At 66.6% G+C, this 23806-nt stretch carries 21 protein-coding genes; 14 read left to right on the plus strand and 7 right to left on the minus strand.

All coding sequences use genetic code 11. The features are described from left to right. Positions 1-42: 42 nt before the first annotated feature. Both AC07WJ_RS11100 and AC07WJ_RS11105 read left to right on the plus strand, forming a co-directional pair. Positions 43-732, plus strand: a complete 690-nt coding sequence (locus AC07WJ_RS11100; RefSeq protein WP_494934622.1) for a glutathione S-transferase N-terminal domain-containing protein — start codon at positions 43-45, stop codon at positions 730-732. Further along, positions 729-1343, plus strand: coding sequence for a 2-hydroxychromene-2-carboxylate isomerase (locus tag AC07WJ_RS11105; RefSeq protein WP_494934623.1), 615 nt, complete (start codon positions 729-731; stop codon positions 1341-1343). Before AC07WJ_RS11100 ends, AC07WJ_RS11105 begins: the two co-directional genes overlap by 4 nt. Before the next feature lie 282 nt (positions 1344-1625). Here the strand turns inward: AC07WJ_RS11105 and AC07WJ_RS11110 are convergent, their stop codons facing one another. Beyond that, positions 1626-2786: an acyl-CoA dehydrogenase family protein gene (locus AC07WJ_RS11110; RefSeq protein ID WP_494934624.1), complete on the minus strand. Its 1161-nt coding sequence runs from the start codon at positions 2784-2786 to the stop codon at positions 1626-1628. A 138-nt stretch (positions 2787-2924) separates the two neighbouring features. Next, the gene (locus tag AC07WJ_RS11115) at positions 2925-4061 is read right to left on the minus strand and encodes an acyl-CoA dehydrogenase family protein (RefSeq protein WP_494934625.1); all 1137 of its coding nucleotides are present in this window, start codon (positions 4059-4061) and stop codon (positions 2925-2927) included. A gap of 154 nt (positions 4062-4215) precedes the next feature. Between AC07WJ_RS11115 and AC07WJ_RS11120 the strand changes: the two genes are divergently transcribed. Genes AC07WJ_RS11120 through AC07WJ_RS11130 form a run of 3 tightly spaced genes read left to right on the plus strand, consistent with a single transcriptional unit; the run spans position 4216 to position 7825 of the window. After that, entirely contained in the window at positions 4216-5136 is a 921-nt protein-coding gene (locus AC07WJ_RS11120; RefSeq protein WP_494934626.1) for an SDR family NAD(P)-dependent oxidoreductase, read from the plus strand. A gap of 10 nt (positions 5137-5146) precedes the next feature. Continuing rightward, complete coding sequence (locus AC07WJ_RS11125; RefSeq protein WP_494934627.1) at positions 5147-6607, plus strand: hydroxymethylglutaryl-CoA synthase family protein; 1461 nt, start codon at positions 5147-5149, stop codon at positions 6605-6607. Positions 6608-6619: 12 nt separating this feature from the next. Next, positions 6620-7825, plus strand: coding sequence for an acetyl-CoA acetyltransferase (locus tag AC07WJ_RS11130; protein ID WP_136958782.1), 1206 nt, complete (start codon positions 6620-6622; stop codon positions 7823-7825). Positions 7826-8030: 205 nt separating this feature from the next. Here the strand turns inward: AC07WJ_RS11130 and AC07WJ_RS11135 are convergent, their stop codons facing one another. Continuing rightward, positions 8031-8879, minus strand: a complete 849-nt coding sequence (locus AC07WJ_RS11135) for an HTD2 family dehydratase (RefSeq protein WP_494934628.1) — start codon at positions 8877-8879, stop codon at positions 8031-8033. A 291-nt stretch (positions 8880-9170) separates the two neighbouring features. Here AC07WJ_RS11135 and AC07WJ_RS11140 point away from each other — a divergent pair, with 291 nt between their 5' ends. Further along, positions 9171-10148: an MBL fold metallo-hydrolase gene (locus AC07WJ_RS11140; protein WP_494934629.1), complete on the plus strand. Its 978-nt coding sequence runs from the start codon at positions 9171-9173 to the stop codon at positions 10146-10148. Between the two features lie 264 nt (positions 10149-10412). On the opposite strand, the gene AC07WJ_RS11145 is transcribed toward AC07WJ_RS11140, so the two are convergent. The 3 genes from AC07WJ_RS11145 to AC07WJ_RS11155 form a co-directional block, all read right to left on the minus strand. Next, positions 10413-11750, minus strand: coding sequence for an ABC transporter ATP-binding protein (locus tag AC07WJ_RS11145; protein WP_494934630.1), 1338 nt, complete (start codon positions 11748-11750; stop codon positions 10413-10415). Between the two features lie 11 nt (positions 11751-11761). Next, positions 11762-13486 carry an ABC transporter permease gene (locus AC07WJ_RS11150; RefSeq protein ID WP_494934771.1) on the minus strand — a complete coding sequence of 575 codons (1725 nt, stop codon included), beginning with the start codon at positions 13484-13486 and terminating at the stop codon, positions 11762-11764. Between the two features lie 266 nt (positions 13487-13752). Continuing rightward, positions 13753-14451: a TetR/AcrR family transcriptional regulator gene (locus AC07WJ_RS11155; protein ID WP_494934631.1), complete on the minus strand. Its 699-nt coding sequence runs from the start codon at positions 14449-14451 to the stop codon at positions 13753-13755. A gap of 156 nt (positions 14452-14607) precedes the next feature. Here AC07WJ_RS11155 and AC07WJ_RS11160 point away from each other — a divergent pair, with 156 nt between their 5' ends. Beyond that, positions 14608-15819: an acyl-CoA dehydrogenase family protein gene (locus tag AC07WJ_RS11160; RefSeq protein ID WP_494934632.1), complete on the plus strand. Its 1212-nt coding sequence runs from the start codon at positions 14608-14610 to the stop codon at positions 15817-15819. Between the two features lie 16 nt (positions 15820-15835). After that, positions 15836-16852 carry a phosphotransferase family protein gene (locus AC07WJ_RS11165; protein WP_494934633.1) on the plus strand — a complete coding sequence of 339 codons (1017 nt, stop codon included), beginning with the start codon at positions 15836-15838 and terminating at the stop codon, positions 16850-16852. On the opposite strand, the gene AC07WJ_RS11170 is transcribed toward AC07WJ_RS11165, so the two are convergent. Beyond that, a complete protein-coding gene (locus AC07WJ_RS11170) occupies positions 16842-17780 on the minus strand; it encodes a LysR family transcriptional regulator (protein WP_494934634.1) in 939 nt (312 codons plus the stop codon). The genes AC07WJ_RS11165 and AC07WJ_RS11170 overlap by 11 nt on opposite strands. 131 nt (positions 17781-17911) lie before the next feature. On the opposite strand from AC07WJ_RS11170, the gene AC07WJ_RS11175 reads away from it, so the two are divergent. The 6 genes from AC07WJ_RS11175 (at position 17912) to AC07WJ_RS11200 (ending at position 23804) form a co-directional block, all read left to right on the plus strand. Beyond that, positions 17912-18439 (plus strand): flavin reductase family protein, encoded by a 528-nt coding sequence (locus AC07WJ_RS11175; protein WP_494934635.1) that lies wholly within the window; start codon positions 17912-17914, stop codon positions 18437-18439. A gap of 94 nt (positions 18440-18533) precedes the next feature. Continuing rightward, positions 18534-19757 (plus strand): LLM class flavin-dependent oxidoreductase, encoded by a 1224-nt coding sequence (locus AC07WJ_RS11180; RefSeq protein WP_494934636.1) that lies wholly within the window; start codon positions 18534-18536, stop codon positions 19755-19757. Between the two features lie 163 nt (positions 19758-19920). Next, complete coding sequence (locus AC07WJ_RS11185) at positions 19921-21063, plus strand: ABC transporter substrate-binding protein (protein WP_494934637.1); 1143 nt, start codon at positions 19921-19923, stop codon at positions 21061-21063. Positions 21064-21136: 73 nt separating this feature from the next. Then, entirely contained in the window at positions 21137-22024 is an 888-nt protein-coding gene (locus AC07WJ_RS11190; RefSeq protein WP_494934638.1) for a branched-chain amino acid ABC transporter permease, read from the plus strand. Further along, the gene (locus AC07WJ_RS11195) at positions 22021-23031 is read left to right on the plus strand and encodes a branched-chain amino acid ABC transporter permease (protein ID WP_494934639.1); all 1011 of its coding nucleotides are present in this window, start codon (positions 22021-22023) and stop codon (positions 23029-23031) included. Before AC07WJ_RS11190 ends, AC07WJ_RS11195 begins: the two co-directional genes overlap by 4 nt. Further along, positions 23028-23804, plus strand: coding sequence for an ABC transporter ATP-binding protein (locus tag AC07WJ_RS11200; protein WP_494934640.1), 777 nt, complete (start codon positions 23028-23030; stop codon positions 23802-23804). Before AC07WJ_RS11195 ends, AC07WJ_RS11200 begins: the two co-directional genes overlap by 4 nt. Positions 23805-23806 lie beyond the last annotated feature (2 nt).

A 23806-nucleotide genomic window follows, 5' to 3' on the forward strand; every position in this document is an offset into this window, starting at 1 on the left:
GCCATGCGCGATACGGCATCGCGCATGGCGGAGGAGTCACGCATGATCGATCTCCATTACTGGCCGACACCCAATGGCTGGAAGATCTCCATCATGCTGGAGGAATGCGGGCTGCCCTACCGGGTGCTGCCGGTGAACATTGGCGCCGGCGACCAGTTCAAGCCGGATTTCCTTGATATCAGCCCGAACAACCGCATGCCGGCCATTGTCGATCATGATCCGCCCGGCGGCGGTGATCCCGTCAGCGTGTTCGAAAGCGGCGCGATCCTCATCTATCTCGCCGAGAAGACCGGCCGGTTCTGCCCCGGCGATCTGCGCGGCCGCCTCAAGGTGACGGAGTGGCTGATGTGGCAAATGGGCGGGCTCGGGCCCATGCTCGGCCAGAACGGCCATTTCAAGCTCTATGCGCCGGACAAGATCGCCTACGCCATCGACCGCTACGGCCGCGAGGCGAATCGCCTCTACGGCGTGCTCGATGCCCAGCTGGCCCGAACCGGGGCTTGCGTCGCCGGCGCTTATTCGATCGCCGACATGGCGATCTTTCCCTGGGTGGTGACGCATAAGCGCCAGGAGATCGCCTTGGAGAGCTTTCCGCATGTCCAGCGCTGGTTCGCCGAACTGCGCGAGCGGCCGGGCGTCAAGGCCGGCATGGCGGTCCGGCGCGATCTCGTTTCCAATGCCGCCGTGGACGATGAAAAAGCGCGCGCGATCCTGTTCGGGAGGCCGTCATGAGCAAGGTTGAGTTCTTCTTCGATCTGTCCAGTCCCTGGACCTATCTCGGCTTTACCAATGTCCAGCCGATCGTCGAGCGATTGGGGGTTCCCATCGTCTGGCGGCCGATCCTGGTCGGTGGCGTGTTCAACGCGGTCAATCAGGAGCTGTACAAGACGCGCGAGAACATGGACACGCCGCGCATGCGCCACGGCACCAAGGTGCTGAAGGACTGGGCGGCCTTCACCGGCGTGACGATGAATTTCCCTTCCGCCCATCACCCCGCCAAGAGCATCCATGCCATGCGCATGGCCTGCGCGCTGGAGGCCGACCAGCCGGCGCTGCAGACTTTCGCCAAGGCCGCCTTCGAGGCCTATTTCGGCCGGGCGGAAAATCTCGACGATCCCGAGGTGCTGATCGCGGCGGCCAATGGCGCGGGGCTGGACGGGGCGGCGATCCGCGCGCGGTCGGTGACCGACGAGATCAAGGCGCGGCTCAGGACCAATACCGACGAGCTGATCGCCCGCGGCGGCTTCGGCTCACCGACGATCTTCGTCGACGGTACCGACATGTATTTCGGCAATGACCAATTGCCGCTGGTCGAGTTCGCGCTGAAGGGTGGGGGAAGGTAGGGACGAAAGTCCCTCCAAGCTTGGCGTCGCCACCGAAAGCGCAGCAAAATCAACCCTCTCCCAAAGGGAGAGGGTGGCGCCGTCAGGCGCCGGGTGAGGGGTCGTCCATCTCCGGATGCGGCGGTGAGCCCGACGCCAGGTCTTGGAATGCGCGTCGTCGGTGGCTGTCGTTCTCGACGCCTACGCCCCTCACCCGGCAGCTGACGCTGCCACCCTCTCCCTTTGGGAGAGGGTTGATTCATCGGCGCTTCTTCTATCGAGGCGCAGCCGCCTCGTACCTCCTCACCCCCTTTGATTGAACCGCCGGCCGACCAGCGCGGAGGCGATGTTGATCTTCTGGATGTCGATGGCGCCGCCCGCGATGCCCCAGCCCCAGGCGTCGCGCATGCGCCGCTCCATGCCGTATTCGCAGGCATAACCGTAGCCGCCCATCAGTTGCATGGCGTCGCCGCAGACGCCGCGCACCATCTCGTTGGCGAAACATTTGGCCATCGAGGCCTCGCGCGAGGAGGGCAGGCCGCTGGAGGCATTGGCAACCGCGCGGTGGATCAGCAGGCGCGCGGCATCGACCCGGATCGCCATGTCGGCGAGCTTGATCTGCACGGCCTGGAAATCGACGATCGCCTTGCCGAACTGGCGCCGGTCCTGGACATAGGCCAGCGCCTGGTCGAGCGCGCTCTGGGCGAGCGCCAGGCTCATGGTGGCATTGCCGCAGCGCTCCAGGTCGAAGGCGGTCATCAGCTTCGAGAAGCCGCCGGCGGGCGCGACGATATTGTCTGTGGGCACCGTGACATTGTCGAGGAAGATGTCGGCGCTGGTGACGCCGCGAAAGCCCATCAGCCGCTCACGCTTGCCGAAGCTCAGGCCCGCCGCGTCCTTGTCGACATAGACGGCGCCGATGCCGCGCGCGCCCGGCTCGTCCGACAGCCGGCAATAAACGACATAGCCGTCGGCATGGCCGGCGCCCGAGCACCAGCGCTTCTGGCCGTTCAGCACGAGCATGTCGCCCTGGCGCACGGCGCGGGTCCTGAGATCGGTCAGCGCCGTGCCGGCATCCGGCTCCGACATGCTGGCGGCGATGATCATGTCGCCCGAACAGACCTTCGGGACCAGCCGCTGCTTCAGGGCATCGGAGGCGAAATGCTGAATGGTCAGGACCGGGCCGAAGCAGGATTCGAAGATCGGGAAGGCGACCGAAGGCGAGATCTTGGCGATTTCCTCGAGCACCAGCACGGCCTCGACATGGCTGGCGCCGCCGCCGCCCAGCGCCGGATCGAGATTGATGCCGAGATAGCCGAGTTCGGCGAAACGCTTGACCAGGGCGTGCGACGGCGGCTGGTCGTTGTCCTCGATCTCGCGTGCCGGCTGAACCAGTTCGCGGGTGGCGAACTGGCGGGCGCTGTGCTGGAGGGCGAGCTGTTCTTCGTTGAGCGTGAAATCCATCGCGAGGGGCTGCCTTTCGGGCAAGCCGGATCGAACGCGCTCGCGATTGCCGCCGCGCGGGATCCGGAGCTGATGACGGGATAAGGTCCCGGGAGCGGCGGAAGGCGGGCAGGGGCGCCGCCTTCCGCCACCGGGGTCTTAGAGATTGCGGGCGATCAGCTCGCGCATGATCTCATTGGCGCCGCCGAAGATGCGGCGCACGCGCGCATCGGCATAGGCCCGTGCGATCGGGTATTCGGTCATGTAGCCATAACCGCCATGCATCTGCAGGCACTGGTCGACGACCCGGCCCTCGAGCTCGGTGATCCAGTATTTGCACATGGCGGCGGTCTCGACATCGAGCTTGCCCTCCAGGTGCAATTCCAGGCAGCGGTCGACGAAAGTCCGGCCGATGGTGACCTCGGTCTTCATCTCTGCCAGTTTGAAGCGGTTGTGCTGGAAATCGGCGATGGCCTGGCCGAAGGCCTTGCGGTTGCGGGTATATTCGAGCGTGACCTCGAGCGCGCCTTCGGCGCCGGCCATGGAGGACATGGCGACCAGCAGGCGCTCCTGCGGCAGTTCCGACATCAGATAGCGGAAGCCACGGCCTTCCTCGCCGAGAATGTTGGAGACCGGCACGCGCACGTCGTCGAAGAACAGTTCCGAGGTGTCCTGCGCCTTCATGCCGAGCTTGTCGAGATTGCGGCCGCGGCGGAAACCGGGGCGGTTGGCCTCGACCAGCAGCAGGCTGACGCCCTTGGCGCCCTCGCGCGGATCGGTCTTGCAGGCCAGGATCACCACGTCGGCGAGCTGGCCATTGGTGATGAAGGTCTTCGAGCCGTTGACGACATAATGATCGCCGTCGCGGATGGCGGTGGTGCGGATGCCCTGCAGGTCGCTGCCGGCGCCGGGTTCGGTCATGGCCAGCGCGAAGATGACCTCGGCCTTGGCCATTTTCGGAAGCCATTTCCGCTTCTGCTCCTCGGTGCCCTGGCGCAGGATGTAGAAGGCGGCGATGTCGGAATGCAGGCGGAAGCCCGGGCCGCTATACATGCGGCGGGCGAATTCCTCGGTCATGATCGCGCTGTGGCGGAAATCGCCGTCGCCGCCGCCATATTCGCTGGGTATGGAGGTGCAGAGAAGCCCGAGCTCGCCGGCCTTCTGCCACAGTTCGCGGCTGACCTGGCCGTCCTTTTCCCACTGGCTGTGATAGGGAGCCACTTCGCGCTCGATGAAGCGGCAGACGCTGTCGCGGAACATCTCGTGATCCGACGTGTAGATCGTCCTCGGCACCATGGCCATGTCCTCCTGAAGTCCGGTTTCTTGCGTGATGACCTATTCCGTAAGGCGGAATTGATTTTCGCACAAGTTTGACTTTTGATAGACCCGTGTACAGGTTCGCCGCGACCAAGCGCGGCCATCATCCGTGTGCCCCAGGAGAGGAAATCAAATGAGCCAGACAACCAGTCTCGACGGCAAGGTGGTCATCGTCACGGGCGCCGGCCGCGGCATCGGTCGCGAGATCGCGCTGCTGGCAGCGGCCGAAGGCGCCCGCGTGGTGGTCAACGATCTCGGCGGCAGTCCGGAAGGCGAGGGCGCAAGCGCCGCGCCGGCCGAAGAGGTGGTGGAAGAGATCCGCAAGCGCGGCGGCACCGCGGTCGCCAATTTCGACAGCGTCGCCGAGCCGGCCGAAGCCAACGCCATCATCAAGACCGCACTCGACACCTATGGCCGGCTCGACGGCATCGTGAACAATGCCGGCATCCTGCGCGATGCCATTTTCCACAAGATGAGCGTCGCCGATTTCGAACTGGTGATCAAAGTCCACCTGCTTGGCAGCTTCTATGTCTCGCATGCGGCCGCCCGGCTGTTCCGCGACCAGAACAGCGGATCGATGGTGCATTTCACCTCGACCTCCGGCCTCATCGGCAATTTCGGCCAGGCCAATTACGCCGCCGCCAAGCTCGGCATTGTCGGCATGTCCAAGTCGATCGCGCTCGACATGGCGCGCTTCAACGTCCGTTCGAACTGCGTCTCGCCTTTTGCCTGGAGCCGGCTGATCGGCACGATTCCGACCGAGACCGAGGCGCAGAAGGCGCGCGTCGCCAAGATCCAGGCCATGGGGCCGGAGAAGATCGCGCCTTTGTCGGTCTTCCTGCTCGGCGATGCCGCCAAGGACGTCACCGGCCAGATCTTCGCCGTGCGCATGAACGAGATCTTCCTGATGGGCCAGTCGCGCCCCATTCGCTCGATCCACCGCTCCGAGGGCTGGACCTGCCAGTCGCTTGCCGAACACGGCATTCCGGCGCTGAAATCGTCGTTCTATCCGCTGGAGCGGTCGGGCGAGGTGTTTTCCTGGGACCCGGTCTGAGGAGCGCGCGATGTCGATCGGAATTCTGGCTTATGGCGCGCATGTGCCGCGCCTGCGCCTGCAACGAAAGGCGGCGGCGGAAGCCAATGCCTGGTTCAATCCCGGCCTGAAGGCCCAGGGCAAGGGCGAACGCGCCATGGCCGGTTGGGACGAGGACCCGATCACCATGGCGGTGGAGGCGGCGCGCGACTGCCTCGCCGACCTGCCGCGCGAGACGATCCAGGCGGTGCATCTGGCCTCCACCACCTTGCCTTTCGCCGACCGCTCGAACAGCGCGGTGGTGGCTGCCGCGCTCAACCTGCCGCAGGCGGTCCGCACGCTCGACCTTTCCGGTTCGCGCCGGGCGGCGACCTCGGGATTGATCGCGGCGCTGCAGGCGGTGGCCGGCGGCGCCGGCGAGACGCTGCTGCTGGCGGCCGACAAGCGCAAGGCCAAGGCCGGCAGCCCGCAGGAAATGCATTATGGCGACGGGGCCGCGGCCCTGATCGTCGGCGCGGGCCGGCCGATCGCCAAACTGATCGCCTCGCATACCGAGACCGTCGATTTCGTCGACCAGTTCCGCGCCTATGACCGTGACTTCGATTACGGCTGGGAAGAGCGCTGGATCCGCGAGGAAGGCTATCTGAAGATCGTGCCGCCGGCGGTCAAGGCGGCGCTCGCCAAGGCCGGTATCGGGGCGGACGGCATCAGCCATTTCTGCATGCCCGGCACCTTGCCGCGCATCGCCGCCCTGGTGGCGCAGAAATGCGGGCTCGGCGAAACCGCCGTGCGCGACAATCTCGCAGGCGTCTGCGGCGATACCGGTGCGGCGCACGCCATCGTCATGCTGGTGCACGCCTTGGAAAGCGCCAAGGCGGGCGACCGCATCGTGGTTGCCGGTTTCGGCCAGGGCTGCGACGTGCTGGTGCTCGAGGTGACCGAGGCGATTACGTCATTGGCGCCCCGGCGCGGCGTGACCGGCAGCCTGGCGCGCCGGCGCGAGGAGACGAGTTATGCCAAGTTCCTCGCCTTCAACGACCTGATCCCGCTCGATCGCGGCATGCGCGCGGAGCTCGACAAAGCCACCGCCATGACCGCGCTCTATCGCAACAACGAGATGGTCCACGGCCTGGTCGGCGGCCGCTGCACCGAATGCGGCACGCTGCAATTCCCCAAGAGCAAGATCTGCGTCGGGCCGAATTGCCATGCGTTCCACACGCAGGTCGACCACCCCTTCGCCGAAATGACCGGCGAGGTGATGTCCTATACCGCCGACATGCTGACCTACAGCCCGGAACCGCCGCAGCATTTCGGCATGGTGCAGTTTCGCGACGGCGGCCGCATGATGATGGACTTCACCGATGTCGATGTCGGCAAGGTCGCGGTCGGCATGCCCATGCGCATGGTGTTCCGCATCAAGGATCAGGACCAGCAGCGCGGTTTCACGCGCTATTTCTGGAAGGCGGCGCCGGTCGGCGCGGCTCAGGGCTAGAGGAGAGGCACCATGGCTACTGGCATTCGTGACAAGGTCGCAATCCTCGGCATGGGCTGCTCCAAGTTCGGAGAGCGCTGGGATTGCAACGCCGAAGACCTGATGGTCGAGGCCTATGAGGAAGCGCTCGGCGACGCCGGCATCGAGACGAAGCAGATCGAGGCGGCGTGGTTCGCCACCGGCATCGAGGAGCAGCATGTCGGCAAGTCCGGCGTGCCGCTCGCGGTGGCGCTGCGCCTCGGCTACATCCCGGTGACGCGGGTCGAGAACTATTGCGCCTCCGGTTCTGAAGCCTTCCGCGGCGCGGCCTATGCGGTCGCCTCCGGGGCCTGCGACATCGCGCTGGCGCTCGGCTGCGAGAAGCTGAAGGACACCGGTTATGGCGGCCTGCCGCAGCGCGGCCGGGGCGTGGTCAATTCGATGTATTGGCCGAACCTGTCGGCGCCCGGCGTGTTCGCCCAGCTCGGCGCCGCCTATCGCGCCAAGCACGGCGTCGATGCCGGCGACTTCAAGCGGGCGCTCGCCCATATCTCGGTGAAGAGCCATGACAACGGCTCGCGCAATCCGAAGGCGCATCTGCGCAACAAGATCACCGAGGACACGGTGATGAACGCGCCAATGGTGGCCGAGCCACTCGGCCTGTTCGACTGCTGCGGCGTGTCGGATGGGGCGGCCTGCGCCATCGTCACCACGCCTGAAATCGCCCGCAGCCTCGGCAAGCACGACCTCGTCACCATCAAGGCGCTGCAGCTTTCGGTGTCGAACGGCACCGAGGCCCAGCATAATTCCTGGGACAGCACCTATTTCGCCACCACCCGGATCGCCTCGAAGCGGGCCTATGCCGAAGCCGGCATCACCAATCCACGCGAGCAGATCTCCCTGGTCGAGGTGCATGACTGCTTCTCGGTGACCGAATTCGTCACCATGGAAGACCTGCACATCTCGCCCGAGGGTGGCGCGCTGCGCGACGTCATGGACGGCTTCTTCGACGCCGACGGCAAGGTGCCGTGCCAGATCGACGGCGGCCTGAAGTGTTTCGGTCATCCGATCGGCGCCTCGGGCCTCAGGATGATCTACGAGATGTACCTGCAGATGCAGGGCCGGGCCGGCGAGCGCCAGCGCAAGACCCAGCCGGTCTTCGGCGTCACCCATAATCTCGGTGGCTTCCCGCACCAGAACGTCTGTTCGGTGGTCGTCGTCGGTCTCGACGGCGCGTGAGCAAGGGGATTTGGGGATTGATCGACAGGCCTGCTCCCTTCCGAGGGGGCAGGCTTTTTTGTGGGTCCGAGTTTGAGTGCCCTTCGAATTAAGCTTGGCCAGCGTCAGGCCGATGGCTTCAGGCTGAACGATGCGCTCGCCGGGGGTGACGTCGGTGCTTCTCGCGCGTGCTCACGTCGGAGCAGCACTGCGACGTCGCTCCGCCTCAGGCGAAAATCGCAGACGCACTCATTGCCGTTGCCCCGCCAGGCCCGATCGCCTTCAACTGCGCCCCGGCCTGGCCATCCGCCCGCCCCATGACCTCGAAAGGCGCCGAAACGAACAGCGGTGCCTCGGCGCGGAACTTGAAGGCCTTCAGGTTCTTGCCGGCTTCGACCCGCAGGATGTCGGCGAGGCAGACCGCGATCAGTGGGCCATGCACGACAAGGTCGGGATAATGCTCGACCTCGGTCGCATAGGGCCGGTCGTAATGGATCCGATGGCTGTTGAAGGTCAGCGCCGAAAAGCGGAACAGGAGGACCGGGTCGGGTGTGATCCGGCGCGACCATGTGATGTCGAGCGGCGGCGCCTTGACCTCGCCTGCCGCGGCTTGCGGCCGGCCGGCGTCCTTGTAGACGATCGACTGGCGCTCGGTCAGGCAATGCCGGCCGTCCTGGTGGAATTCATAATCGACGGTGACGAAGACCAGGGCTCCGCTCTTGCCGGTCTTCGGCGTGACGTCGCGGATGATGCCGCGGCGCGTGGCGTCGAGACCGAAGCGCAGGGGCGCATGCACGGTCATCTCCGAGCCGGCGAACATGCGCTGCGGCAGGTCGACCGGCGGCAGGAAGCCGCCACGCTTCGGATGGCCGTCCGGCCCGATCTCGCCTTGCGGCGCGCCGGGCAGAAAATAGAGCCATTGCCAGCAGGCCGGCAGCGCATCGCCGGCGGCGAAGCGGGCTTGCCGGTCGTCGAGCGTCGCCGCCAGCAATCGTGCCGGGGTCAGCCCGAGGTGGTCATGGCTCGTCTCTTCACGGCCGATCCAGGCCTTCAGGTGGTCGTTGGCATCGCTCATCGAAGAAGGCCTTTCAGCGGGTCGCCACCTGCCGGCGCGGGGTGAGCCAGGAAATCGCCTGGAACCGCATCAAAGTCCATCCTGGCCGAAGGGACCCGAAAAGCGGGGCAGGGGTGCATGGCCGGCGTAGCGGATCGGTCGAAAGGATGATGTTATTTCCGCTGTGCGGAAATATATTTCATATTCCGATGGTGCGTCCCCATGCGCGGTGCATCGGTTGTTCAATCGGGAGATTCGGTCTTGTTGGCGCAGGCGGCTCAGGCTCCTTCAACGGCGGCGGCACCAGGCATCGTGCCGCAGCCGATCGCCGCCGGCCTGTTTTCGGTCAAGCTGCCGGTGCCCTTCGCGCCCTGGCACGTCAATGCCTGGCTGATGGAGGATGGCGACGGCTGGACCGTGGTCGATACCGGCACGGGTGACACCGCCACCAAGGCCGTGTGGGAACAGGTCTTCGCCCATCACCTGGCCGGCCGGCCGGTGACCCGGGTCATCGTCACCCATTTCCATCTCGACCATGTCGGGCTTGCCGGCTGGCTCTGCGCGCGTTTCGGCGCGCCGCTCTGGATGGCCAGGACCGAATGGCTGCAGGTGCGCGGCGCGCTCGGCGAGGACGCCGGGCAGGCGTTGGCGCAGCAGCAGAAGCTGCACCGCATGGCCGGCTGTTCCCAGGCGTTTCTGGGTTATCTCGCCGAGAACAACGGCTTCTACAGGCGCGGCGTCGGGCCTCTGCCGGCTTCGTTCATCCGTCTGCGCGACGGCGACGACGTGATGATCGGCGAGACCCGGTGGCGGGTGCTGGTCGGCGCCGGCCATGCGCCCGAACAGATCTGCCTGTTCGATGCCGAACGAAACCTGCTGATCGCGGCCGATCACGTGCTGGAGACGATTTCGCCCTATATCGGGGTCGTCGCATCCGAACCGGAGGGCGACCCGCTCGGCGACTATCTGATGGCGCTCGAGCGGTTCAAGGCGCTGCCGGTGGAGACGCTGGTGCTGCCCTCCCATGGCGCGCCGTTCCATGGGCTGCATGAGCGCATCGAGGCGCTGCTCGCGGGCCACAAGCGGCGGCTGGAGCAGGTCGTCGGGTTTTGCGAGGAACCGCGCACGGCGGCCGATATCGCGGGCCGGCTGTTCCGCCGCGCGCTGGAACATCGCCAGATGAAATTCGCTGTCGGCGAGACCCTGGCCCATCTGAACCTGCTGGTCCGGCAGAAGCGGGTGGTGCGCAGCGGGATGGGCGAGGGGGCGTATTTTTACGCGGCAGTTTGAGCGCGGCGCGCAACGCGACGAGAACCCTCTCCCAAAGGGAGAGGGTGGCGCCGTCAGGCGCCGGGTGAGGGGGCGTCCATCTCCGGATGGGGCTGCATGCTCGACGCGCGCGGGTGTCAGTCCTGAACGCCTACGCCCCTCACCCGGCAGCTGACGCTGCCACCCTCTCCCTTTGGGAGAGGGTTGATCGCGTTGAGGTTTTGGCCTTGAGGGCGGCCTGCGTGAAGGTTCAGCTCCGTCCCTTGCAACTCTATTTCTTAGGCCTCAATCCGGGTTCTCCAGGCTGAACATGCCAGTGGCCTGGTCGAAGGCGAAGGCCTCGGCGTAGCGGGCCCAGGAGGTGACGCCGCCGAGCGTCTGTTCGGCGAAGCTCTCCGACATGTGGTCCTCCAGCTCGTCCTGGAAACGGGCGGCGGGAGCCCGATGGCTCGGGCGTTCGTCGAGCACGCGGCGGATATGGGCGGCGAGCGGCACATAGGCGATGAGGTGCTGGGCGAACAGGTTCTTGCGCGCGTCGACCTCGCCGGCGGCGAAGCGCTGGCCCTCGTCGGTCAACCGCACGACGCCGGAATCGAGTTCGGCGAAGCGCAGCAGCTGCAGCGTTTCGGCGATCGGGAACAGCTCGTCGACCTCCAGCTGCAATTCGGAGGCGAGCACCTGCAGCGTCGCGCGGCCATGGTGCGGCGGCCCAGAGACCGCCTCCATCAGGCCGGACAGCACGTTGGTCGAGACATGCGGCAGCACCATGCCGAGGCCGCTGCCGAGGAAGGTGCCGCCACGCTGGGCCGGCGACGTCGTCCTGGCTGTCATGCGGGCATAGATGTCGTCGACGATCTGGCGGAACGCCGGGTCGAGGCGGTTGCGCGGTTGCGGCAGATCGACCTTGATCTCGGCGATGACCCGGCCGGGATTGGACGAGAACACCAGGATGCGGTCGGACATCAGCACCGCCTCCTCGATATTGTGGGTGACCAGCAGGATGGCGCGGATCGGCATGCGGCCTTCGGCCCAGAGATCGAGCAGGTCGGTGCGCAGGGTCTCGGCGGTCAGGACGTCGAGCGCCGAGAAGGGCTCGTCCATCAAGAGCACCTTGGGGTGGACGACCAGGGCGCGGGCCAGCCCGACCCGCTGGCGCATGCCGCCGGACAATTCCTTCGGGTAGGCGCTCTCGAAGCCGTCGAGGCCGATCAGGTCGATGGCGGCGAGCGCGCGCTTGCGCCGCTCGGCCCGTGCGATGCCCTGGGCCTCCAGGCCGATCTCGACGTTCTCCAGGACGGTCAGCCAGGGAAACAGGGCAAAGGACTGGAACACCATGGCAACCTGGCTCGCCGGCCCCTTGACCGGCTGGCCGTCGATGGTGACCGTGCCGGCGCTCGCCGGCATCAGGCCGGCGATGATGCGCAGAAGCGTCGATTTGCCCGAGCCGGAGCGGCCGAGCAGCGAGACGATCTCGTTGTCGTGCAGCGCGACCTGCACGTCGTCGAGCACCAGGAGGTCGCTGGCCGAGCCCTTCCGGTAGAGGTGGCGCAGGTTCTCGACCGAGACCAGGGCGTTGCGGTCGGCGGCCGGCGCGGGCGGGGCCATCACGGTGTGGTTCAGCATCGGTGCCTCCGTCAGTTCAGGGTGAGACGACGCTCGGCAAAGCGATAGAGCGGCCGCCAGAGCACCTGGTTGAAGATCACGACGAACAGCGACATGACCGCGACGCCGAGCACGACGCGCGGATAGTCGCCCGCCGTGGTGGCGTCGGCGATATAGGAGCCGAGCCCGGCGGCCTTGAGCCTGGTGTCGCCCCAGGTCGCGACCTCGGCGACGATGCTGGCGTTCCAGGAGCCGCCCGAGGCGGTCAGCGCGCCGGTGACGTAATAGGGGAAGATGCCGGGCAGGATGACCCGGCGCCACCATTGCCAGGTCCTGAGCCGGAACAAGGTGGAAACCTCGCGCAGGTCGGTCGGAAAGGCGCTGGCGCCGGCGATGACGTTGAACAGGATGTACCACTGGGTGCCGAGCACCATCAGCGGCGACAGCCAGATATTGGCGTCGAGCCCGAACGAGACGATCAGCACGACCGCGAAGGGGAACAGCACATTGGCCGGGAAGGCGGCGAGAAACTGGGCGATCGGCTGGATCTTCTGGGCCACCGCCGGCCTGAGCCCGATCCAGACGCCGACCGGCACCCAGACGAGGGAGGCCAGCGCGATCAGCACCAGCACCCGGGCCAGCGTGATCAGGCCATAGCCGACCGCGGTGACGAGATCGGTGACGGCGAGCGTCGCCGAGAGATAGCCGACCATGTGCCAGAGGCCATAGACGACCGCGGCGCCGACGAGCGCGAACCAGGCGCCGCCGGCGATTGGTCCGGCGAGCCGGGGCATGGCGACGGGGGCGCGGCCGCCGGTCCTCGCCGCCAACCGGGTGACCTGGCCGATCAGCCAGGCGGCCGGCTGGAACATCCGCTTCATCAGCCGGGTCTTGCGCACGAGGTCGAAGACCCAGGATTGGGGCCGCTGCTGGGCGGCGGTCGTCTCGAAGCGGAACTTGTCGGCCCAGGCGACGATCGGCCGGAATACCAGCTGATCATAGATCAGGATGGTGACGGCGATCGCCACGACGGCGAGCGCCACCGCGGTCATGTCGCGCTTGTCGATGGCCAGCGCCAGCCAGGAGCCGATGCCGGGCAGCGCGACCGTGACGTCGCCGACCGAGATCGCTTCGGAGGCGACCACGAAGAACCAGGCGCCCGACATGGACATCATGGCGTTCCAGACCAGGCCCGGTACCGCGAAGGGGGCTTCCAGGCGCCAGAAGCGCAGCCAGGGCGAGAACTGGAACTGCCGGCTGACCTCCTTGAGATCGCCGGGCACGGTGCGCAGCGACTGGTAGAAGGAAAAGGCCATGTTCCAGGCCTGGGCGGTGAAGATGGCGAAGATCGCCGCGCATTCGGCGCCGAGCTGGCTGCCCGGGAACAGGCGCAGGAAGAACACCACGGTGAAGGTCAGGAAGCCGAGCACCGGCACCGACTGGAGAATGTCCAGCGTCGGGATGATCACCATGGCCGCTCGGCGGCTCTTGGCGGCCAGCGTCGCGACGATGAAGGTGAAGACCAGCGAGGCGGCCATGGCGGCGAACAGGCGCAGGGTCGTGCGCGCGGCATATTCCGGCAGCAGCCATGGATCGAGGCGGACCGGCGTGATGTCGAGGGCAGCCAGCGGCGCCCGCATGTCCTGCACCGAATGGGCGATCAGGCTCAGGACGCCGATCACCAGGATGAAGGCGACGAGATCGAACAGATTGGGGGCATAGGCCCCGAGACGCAGACCGAGCGGCGCCTGCCGCATGGCCTCGAAGATCGGGCGGGAAGTCATGGCTCACCTTGTCGGCGTGATCGTCGGCCGCGACGGTCACGGGTGAGCCGATCTCAGGAGATCAGGCCGGCACCTGCGCCGCCGACGGCTTGGACAATCGACTGCTACTGTCGCTGGGCATCGTCGTTGAAGTCTCTGAGGTCCGGCGCCGAACAGGACAGGCGCGCCGTTGCGCGCCCAATGCTCCCGCCCGGCGTCCAAGTCAAATAAAAATCCGGTAAGGGGCGAGGTTGCCGGGTTCAGGCGCCTGGACGCTTCAGGATCGTGGTTTCGACGAAACCGATAAGCGAGGCCGCGAAGGCTTCCGGACCGACATTGCGCTTCCGGTATTTGGCGCGCTTGACATACCAGTCCTGGATCATCGGCTTGATCAGGGCCGCCGTCATTTCGACGTCGCCGACGCTGAAACGCCCCTCGGCACGGCCAGCCTCGAGCGCTGTCGCGATCATCGCCTCGGTGCGCTGTTCGCTGGCGGTCGCCTTCCTGCGCTCCCTGGGCGGAAAGGCCTTGGCCTCCATATAGGAGAACACGAACCAGGGCAGCATGGTCTCCGACAGGAAGACATGGCTGCGGATGAACCAGGCGAGGCGCGCTGCGGGGTCCGCCGCGACGGCCGATGGCGGCTGCTCCAGGACCTCGGTGACGACATCCGAGACGGTGTCGAGGATCATCGCCAGCAGCGTGTCCTTGGTGTCGAAATAGGCATAGAGCGCGCCCATGCTGAGCCCGGTCTCGCCGACCAGGTCGCGTACCGTCATCGAGTGGAACGAGGTGCGGTTGGCAAGCTTCAGCGTCGCGTCGATGATGCGGGCGAGATTGGCGGTGGCGACATGCGGCTTCTTGACCCGGATGGCGTCGCGGTGGCGCGCCAGGATGCGGGTGCAGAGCGCCTCGGTGGTCAGGTCGTGGCGTGCCTGAAAGGTCGAGAGCCGGTCCAATGCCAATCCTTCCGCCGCAAGATTATCAGCATGTTCCAGAGTCTTGCACTGCGGTTGGCCGTGCCGCAGGACCCGCCATTCGTACCATTGCCCGACAACAAACCGCAATTTATAAAGCGAGCGCTCGCTCGGAATTTGACGGAAAGAGGTTGGCTGATGGATTTCACGATTTCGCCTGAACTCGAGGCGCTGCGCTCGCGCATCGCCGCTTTCGTCGACAAGGAGATCCTGCCGCTGGAGGCCGATCCCACCTCCTATGACGCCCATGAGAATATCGAGCTCGGACTGCTCGACCGGGTCAGGGCCAAGGCGCGCGCGCAGGGGCTGTGGTGCCTCCAGCTGAAGCCGGAGACCGGCGGGCTCGGTGTCGGGCGCATGGGCATGGCGGTCTGCTACGAGGCGATGAACCGTTCGATCTTCGGGCCGGCGGTGTTCAATTCCGCCGCCCCCGACGACGGCAACATGATGGTGCTGGAGGCGATCGCCACGCCCGACCAGAAGAAGCGCTGGCTCGACCCGATCGTCGACGGCCAGGTCCGCTCGGCCTTCGCCATGACCGAGCCTAATCCGGGCGGCGGCTCCGATCCCTCGATGATCCAGACCACGGCGGAAAGGCAGCCCGACGGCTCCTACCGCATCCGCGGCCGCAAATGGTTCATCACCGGCGCCGAGACGGCGGCCCATTTCATCCTGGTGGCACGCACCTCCGACAATCCGCGCAGCGGCCTCACCGCCTTCCTGTTCCACCGCGACCAGCCGGGCTGGAGCATCGTCCGGCGCATCGGCATCATGGGGCCGGAGGAACATGGCGGCCATTGCGAGCTCGAATTCGACGGCCTGACCGTCCAGCCCGAGGACGTGCTGATGGGCGAGGGGCAGGGCATGAAGATCACCCAGATCCGGCTCGGCCCGGCCCGCCTGACCCATTGCATGCGCTGGCTCGGTCTCGCCAAGCGCTGCGTCGAGATCGCCAACGACTATGCCGCGGTGCGCCACGGCTTCGGCGTCAGGCTCGCCGACCGGGAAAGCGTGCAGCTGATGCTCGGCGGGCTGGCCATGAATATCGAGATCGGCCGGTTGTTGGTGATGAAGGCCGCCTGGGAGCTCGATCGCGGCAATTTTGCCCGCAAGGAGGTCTCGATGGCCAAGATTCAGGCCGCCAATACCTTGCACCAGGCGGCCGACGTGGCGATCCAGATCAACGGTGCGCGTGGCTATTCCAAGGATACCGTGCTGGAATGGATCTATCGCTACGCGCGCCAGGCCAGACTCGTCGACGGTGCCGACGAGGTGCATCGCATGGTGCTGAGCCGGGCGCTGAGCGGCGAGGGTTCCGACTTCTGGCGCTGGCCGGTGGCGCAGGCGTGAACGGACAGGGCAGGCCATGACGGACGACAAGACGGTCGAGTTCGATGCCAACCGGCTGGATGGCTATCTGAGGCAGGCGCTCGGCGTATCGGGCGGCCGGCCGGAGATCGCGAGGATCTCCGGCGGCCAGTCGAACCCGACCTTTTTCGTGAGCTATGACACGCGGCGCCTGGTGCTGCGCAAGCAGCCGCCGGGCGATCTCCTGCCCTCGGCCCATGCGATCGACCGGGAATACCGGGTCATTTCGGCGCTGGCCGGCACCGATGTGCCGGTGCCGCCGGCGCTTCTCTATTGCGACGACCGCAGCATCGTCGGCACGCCCTTCTACGTGATGGAGCGGCTCGAGGGCCGGGTGTTCCACGATTGCGCGCTCGACGGCGTCGCGCCGGACGAGCGCCGGGCCATGTACCGTTCCATGGCCGAGACGCTGGCGGCCCTGCACAATGTCGATCCGGCGGCGCGTGGGCTTGGCGATTTCGGCCGGCCCGGCGACTATTTCGCCCGCCAGATCGGCCGCTGGTCGAAGCAGCTGCTGGCGGCTGGCAGCGACAAGGATCCGCATTTCGCCCGGCTGATGGCCTGGCTCCCGGCCCATATCCCGCCGGACGACACCTCGGCGATCGCCCATGGCGATTATCGGCTGGGCAATCTGATGTTCCATCCGAGCGAACCGCGGATCATCGCGGTGCTCGACTGGGAGCTTTCGACCCTTGGTCATCCGCTCGGCGATCTCAGCCATTGCTGCATGACCTGGCAAACCGCGCCGGACGAGTATGGCGGGCTGGCGGGTCTCGATCTCGCCGCCCTGGGCATCCCGACCCAGGCGGGCTTCGAGGCCGACTACTACGCCCTGGCCGGGCATGCCGCGCGGCTTCAGCCCTTCCACATGGCCTATGCCATGTTCCGCTGGGCAGCGATCTTCGAGGGCATCGCGGTGCGCGCAAAGGCCGGCACCGCGGCCGCCGACAATGCCGAGGCGGTCGGCCGGCTGGCCGGAGTGTTTGCCAAGCGGGCGGCCGAATTCACCGGATGACCGGAGCCGCCGTTTCCCCGGCGACCAGAGGGGCCCACTCGTCCTGGCATTCGGCGAAGGCCTGTTCCAGACGCTGGACGAACAGGGCCGCCGCCGCCGACAAGGCGCGGCGGGCCGGGTGGATCAGATAGAATTCCAGGTCGACCGGCGGGTCGGTGCGGCGGGCCGCCAGCTCGCCGCGTTCGAGCTCCCTGAGGATCGAGGTGATCGACAGCAACGTCACCCAGTCGCTGCGCTTCACCACCTCCAGAATGCCATGCAGGCTGTCGATCTCGATCAATCGCTCGATCGGCAGGTTCGCGGCGTGAATGTAGCGATCGAGCATGGTGCGCAAGCCGTTGCGCGGCGAGGGCAGCACCAGCTTCAGGGGCGGCATGGCGGAGAGCGGCCCCGATGAGGTGGCGGCCAGGCCGTCGGCCGCCGAGATCAGGAAGATCGGATCGGGAGCAAGCCGGCGGATCACCAGACGGCGGTCGGCCGGCGGCACGGCGACCACGGCGAAATCGACGTCGCCCGACAGCGTCCATTCGGCGAGCGGGCCGGAAAAGGCTTCGGCGACGCGCAGCTGGACATCGGGATAGTCGGCGAGATAGCCGGCGATGAAGCGCGGCAGCAAGCCCTTGGCCACCGTCGGCGCGAGCCCGATATGGACCGGCCCGGCGATCCGGTCGACGCCGCTCATCACCGATTTGCGCGCGGCATCGACCTCGGCCAGCACACGCAGGCAATGTTTGTAGAAGGTGTCGCCGGCACTGGTCGGGCGGGCGCCGCGCGCCAGGCGCTCGAACAAGGGACCACCGATCTCGACCTCGAGGTCGCGCAGGATGCCGCTGACGCTCGGCTGGGCCAGGTTCAGCCGCTGGGCCGCCCGGTTGATGCTGCCCTCCTCATAGGCCGCGACGAAAGCCGTGATGTGACGGAGGTCCAAAGGGTTATATCTCCAGCCTATAACTGGCATCGTCCCTTATCGCATTCTCAACAGGAGTGGAACCTCTAGCCTTCGATCGTCGCCGCGGCCCCGGGCTTTGTCCGGGACCGGGCCGTCGGCCGGAGGTCGCCATGGGATATGCCGTTTTGAAGGACGAGACGCTCGCCCAGCCCTTGGACCAGCGCGCCTTCCGCGATGCGCTCGGCCGTTTCGTCACCGGGGTGACCGTGGTGACCAGCCGGACCGGCGCGGGCAAGCCCTGCGGGGTCACGGTCAACTCGTTCAGCTCGCTGTCGCTCGACCCGCCGCTGGTGCTCTGGAGCCTGGCGGCGAGTTCATCGAGCCATGCCGCCTTCGACGCGGCGAGCCATTTCGTCGTCCATGTCCTGGCCGAAGGCCAGGAGGCGCTCGCCCGTCAGTTCGCCCGCTCGGGCATCGATCGCTTCGCCGGCATCGAGACCGTGGAGGGACCGCAGGGCATTCCCATGCTGGCCGATGTGGCGGCGCGCTTCGAATGCCGCACGCTCTACCGCTATTGGGGCGGCGACCACGTGATTTTCGTCGGCCGGGTCGACGGCTTCGCGCAGGCCCCCGAGCGCGCGCCGCTGGTGTTTCATGCCGGCGCCATGCGGCGGCTGGAGGCCGGCGAACGCCTATAGCTCCAGCCGATAACAGCCATAGCCCCACCCTTGATCTCATGCTGGGAGGGGCGGGCTAAGCTTCTTTGAAAAACAGATGGAAAGGGAGGCTCGCATGGCGCGGCCGAAGGTCATTCTCCAGCTTTATCCGATGTTTCCGAGCGACGGTTTCGACGATCGCGTCAAGCAGCGGCCAATGGGCGTCGATCGCGACATGTACCAGCAGATCGTCCATGAATGGACCGAGGTGGTGCTGGCGGCGGAAGCCATGGGCGTCTGGGGCGCGTCCACCATCGAGCATCATTTCCATTCGGAAGGGTATGAGGTCGGGCCCAATCCGGGCATCCTGAACGCCTATTGGGCGGCCAAGACCTCGACCATCAATGTCGGCGCCATCGGCTACGTCATGGCGACCCAGGACCCGATCCGGGTGGCCGAGGAAACCGCCATCATCGACCACCTGAGCAAGGGCCGCTACTGGGTCGGGCTTGCCCGTGGCTATCAGTCGCGCTGGGCCAACGTGCTGGGCCAATGGGCCGGTTCGGTCGCCACCGTCTCGGACGGCAGCGCCTCCGACCAGAAGAACCGCGACGTGTTCGAGGAACGGGTCGACCAGCTCATCGCCTGCTGGACCCAGGACGCCGTGGTGCTGGACGGCCCGACCTACAAGGCGCCCTATCCGATCACCGGTATCGAGGGCTATCCGGCCGCCCATACCGCGCGCGCCGCCGGCGTCGAGGGCGAGGTCGACGACCAGGGCCGGGTCGCCAAGATCGCCGTCGTGCCGAAGCCCTATCAGCGGCCGCATCCGCCCTTGTTCGTCGCCACCACCAAGAGCCGCGAGAGCGTCGAATTCTGCGCGCGGCGCGGTTTCCACCCGACCTATTTCTCGCCGCTCGCCCAGGTCGCCGAGGGGGTCCGGCTCTATCACGACGTCGCCCGCCGCTCGGGCTTCGACTTTCAGCTCGGCGAGCGCCAGAACATCGTGCGCTTTCCGCATGTGACCAGCTCGCGCGCGCAGTTCGACGAGCGTCTGAGGGCTTACGACCTCGACATCTACCGGAACTTCTACGGACCGTTCTTCCCGCAATTGCCGCAGGGCGACGACGCCACCCTGGTCGAGGGCATGAAGAAGAGCGAATTGTTCATCGGCGGCACGGTGCAGGACAACCGCGATGTCTGGGGCCGGATCTACGACCAGGCGCCCTGCGAATATATCACCCTGATCTGGCATTGGGCGCAGTGCCCGAAGGAGGTGATGCTCGAGGAGCTCGACCTGTTCATGCGCGAGGTGCTGCCGCAGCTCGAGACGCCGGAATATCGCGCCGCCGCCGAGTGAGCCGCTTTCGAGGCGATGCGGCCGGACCCCGCGCGGGCCCGGCCTCGCATGGCATCCATACCTGAGCCGAAGAGGGGAATGGGTCGCTTTGGCCCATAGTCCGAGACCAGCAACACATGTTCAACGCGGCCAGAGACGCCGCGGCGTTTTCCGGGAGGAAACCATGACGAAACTTATTCAGACGCGACGCGGCGTGATGCTCGGCGCGGCCGGTGCGCTGGCATTCGCCAAAGCACCCTTCGTTGCCCATGCCCAACAGGCCGAGCCGATCAAGATCGGCGCCGTGCTGTGTCTCACCGGCCCGGGCGCCGGCCTCGGCCAGGCCGAGCGCTCGGCCATGCAGCTCGCCGAAAAGGTGCTGAACGAAGCCGGCGGCATCGGCGGCCGGCCGATCAAGGTGCTGATCGAGGATGACGGCTCGAAACCGGACATCGCCAAGAGCAAGGCCGAGGCGCTGATCTTCAACGACAAGGTCGCCGCCATGATCGGCGGTTCGCTGACCGCCAGCACCGGCGCCATCGCCGCGCTCGCCGACGGCGAGAAGATGGCCCAGGTGGCGCTGACCGGCCTCGGCCCGGCGATCGAGCTGACCTACAAGTCGCTTTATCACGTGCTGCCGCCGCAGCCGCTGAACGCCAAGGCCATGCTCGAATATACCAAGGCGCAGAACTTCAAGAAGATCGGCGTGCTGCACGATTCCGGCTACGGCCAGCTGGTGTTCAACAGCCTGCGCACCATGGCGCGCGACTATGGCGTCGAATTCGTCTCGGTGGAGAAATTCGAGGTCGGGGCGACCGACGTCTCGACCCAGGCCGCCAAGGTGCGCGCGGCCAACCCCGAAGCGGTCTATGTGGTGGCGACCTCGCCGGTGCCGTTCCGCGGCGCCCGCCAGGTCAAGATCACCCAGCCGATCATCTCGGCGATCGGCTCCTCGCCCTATGACTATGTCCGCGGCATGGGCGAATTCGCCGACGATATCGTCTTCCCGGAATTCCTGGTGGGCGAGGACCCGGAGCCGCATCAGAAAGCCTTCGTCGAGCTCTACCAGAAGGCTTATGGCTCGCTGCCCAAGAACTACGAGGCGGCCGGCTGGGATGCGGTGCATATCGTCGCCGACGCCCTGAAGAAGGCCGGTCCGACCGACAAGGCGGCGATCGCCCAGGCCATGCGCCAGCCGTTCAAGGGCGTCATGGCGAGCTATGATTTCTCCAAGGACGACCTGACCGGCATCGATCTCTCCAGCTATGTCTATTCCAAGCTGGTCAAGCAGCAGTTCACCCGGCTGCCGTTCAAGGTGGCGCGCTGACGCTCGGCCTGTCGATCTCCAGCGGGCGCCGGCAGGCGTCCGCATTCCGCCATTTCCTGTCGCGAACGGGCCAATGACGACAACCCTTCTGATCCAATCGCTGTTGTCAGGTGTGACCAACGGCTTCGTCTACGGCCTGATCGGGCTCGGCATATCCGTGATCTATCGCGGCACCCGCGTGGTCAACGCCATGCAAGGCGACTTCGCCCTGGTCGCCGGCATCGTCTCCTATCTCGCCATCGAGCGGCTCGGCGCGCCGGTTCTCGTCGCCTTCATCGGCGGCACCATGGCTGGCGGCATGGTCGGCTGGGCGGTCGAGCTCCTGTTCGTCCGTCCGACCAAGCGACGCGGCGGCACCGAGGATTCCTTCCTGCTGGTGACGCTCGGCGGCGCCTTTGCCGTTTCGGCCTCGACGCTCTTGTTCTTCGGCCGCGATTCCCACCCCGTGCGAGGCCTCGGCGGCAATGGCTCGCTGGATGTCTTCGACGCGGCGATCCGCGTCCACGCGGTCTGGCTGATCGTGTTCAGCGTGCTGGTCGTCGCGGCGCTCAGGCTGTTCTACACCAAGACCTTCATCGGCAAGTCGATCATGGCGGCCTCGATCGATGCCGACGGCGCGGCGACCATCGGCATCAACGTGCCGATGATGCGCACGCTGACCTTCGTGCTCGGCGGCGCGGTCGGCGGCATCGCCGGCGTGCTGGTCTCGCCGCTCATCACCATTCACTACGAGATGGGCCTGCTGCTGACGCTGAAGGGCTTCACCGCCGCGATCATCGGCACGCTCGGCAATCCCTTCGGGGCGGTCATCGGCGGCCTCATGCTCGGCCTGGTCGAGGCGCTCGCCATCGTCTTCGTCTCGTCCGGCTACAAGGACGTCATCGCCATGGCCTTCCTGATCCTGATCATGATCGCCATTCCCAACGGCATTCTCGGCCGCAAGGGGCGGGCCGGCGGATGAGCATCGAACACATCCCTTTGGCGCCGGCCGCGGTTGCCCCGGCTCGCGCGCGCGCCGTCGTCATCACCGTCCTGGCGATCATCGGCCTCGCCGCCTGGGCGGCGGTGCCGCTCGTCGCCTCGCGCGGCACGGTCGACCTCCTGGTGTTCACCGCGCTTTATGCCATTGCCGGGCTCGGCGTCGCCTTTCTGCTCGGCCAATGCGGCATCATCTCGCTGGCGCAGAGCGTGTTCTACGGCATCGGCGCCTATGCCACGGCCTATGGCGCAACGGCGCTCGGCTGGCACTGGCTCACCGGGCTCGGCGCCGGCATGCTGGTCAGCGGCGCCACCGCCTTCCTCATCGGCTGGCCGATCCTGCGCCTCTCGGGCCATTTCCTGGCGCTGGCCACCCTGGCGCTGGCGACCATCGGTCACGTGCTGTTCCTGGAATGGGACTGGCTCACCGGCGGCACGCTCGGCATCGGCGGCGTACCGCGCATCACCCTGTTCGGCTTTTCGCTGAACACGCCGCAGCGCTTCTATTACTTCGTCTGGCCGGTGGCGGCCCTGGTGTTCTGGCTGCACTACAATGTGTTGAAGTCGCGCGCCGGCTACGCGATGCGGGCCATGCGCGATGCGCCCCAGGCCGCCATGGTGCTGGGTGTCGACGTGCATATGCTGAAGGTCAAGGTCTTCGTGCTCAGCGCCATGGTCGGATCGCTCGCCGGAAGCCTGTTCGCCAATTACGTCTCCTTCGTCAGCGTCGACAGTTTCGGCATCGACAAGGCCGTCAGCTTCCTGTTGCTGGCGGTCATCGGCGGCGTCCAGACGGTGGCCGGCGCGGTGTTCGGCGCGGCCTTCATCACCATCGCGCCGAACCTCTTGAGCAAGCTCGGCGACGTTCATCCGCTCTTGTTCGCCGGGGCCCTGGTGCTGGCGGTGATCTTCCTGCCGCAGGGCATAGGCGGGCTGGCCCGGGATGTCCTGAAGCGCCTGCTGCCGCCGGTCCGGGAGCGCCAGCCATGACCGCCGCCGGCATCGATCACAGCGCCATGCTGCGGCTCAGCCATATCTCCAAGGGCTTTTTCGGCCTGTCGGTGCTGCGCGACGTCAGTCTCGACATCGCCAGGGGCCGGATTACCGGATTGATCGGGCCGAACGGCGCCGGCAAGAGCACCTTGTTCAACATCGTCTCCGGGTTCCTGACGCCGGACCAGGGCGACGTGGTTTATCACGGCGCCAGCATCGCCCGCGCCTCGGTCGCCCAGCGCAGCCGCCAGGGCCTGGTCAGGACATTCCAGACGCCGCAGGTCTTCGCCCATCTGAGCGTGTGCGACAATCTCATCGCCGGCTGCCACAAGCGTGGCAGCTCCGGCTTCCTCGCCAATCTCCTCGGCCTGCCGTCATCCCGCGCGGAACTCCGCCGGATGGAGGCCATGGCGGATGCGACGCTTGTCCGCTTCGGCCTGGCCGGCATCGCCGACATCCGGGCCGGCGACCTGCCGGTCGGCCAGCAGCGCCTCGTCGAACTCGCCCGCGCGGCCGTCGGCGAACCCGACATCCTGTGCCTCGACGAACCCTCCTCGGGCCTCAATGCCGAGGAGACCGAGCAATTGCGCCAGATGCTGGTCAAGCTGAACCGCGAGGGCATGACCATTTTCCTGGTGTCTCACGACATGGACCTGATGAGCGTCTCCTCCGACGTCAACGTGCTGTGTTTCGGCGAGATCATCGCGCGCGGCGATTTCGCCGCCATCCAGGCCGACCCGCGCGTGCGGGAAGCCTATCTGGGAGCCTGAGC

The sequence above is a fragment of the Phreatobacter sp. GW821-FHT04C01 genome (genome assembly GCF_059420385.1).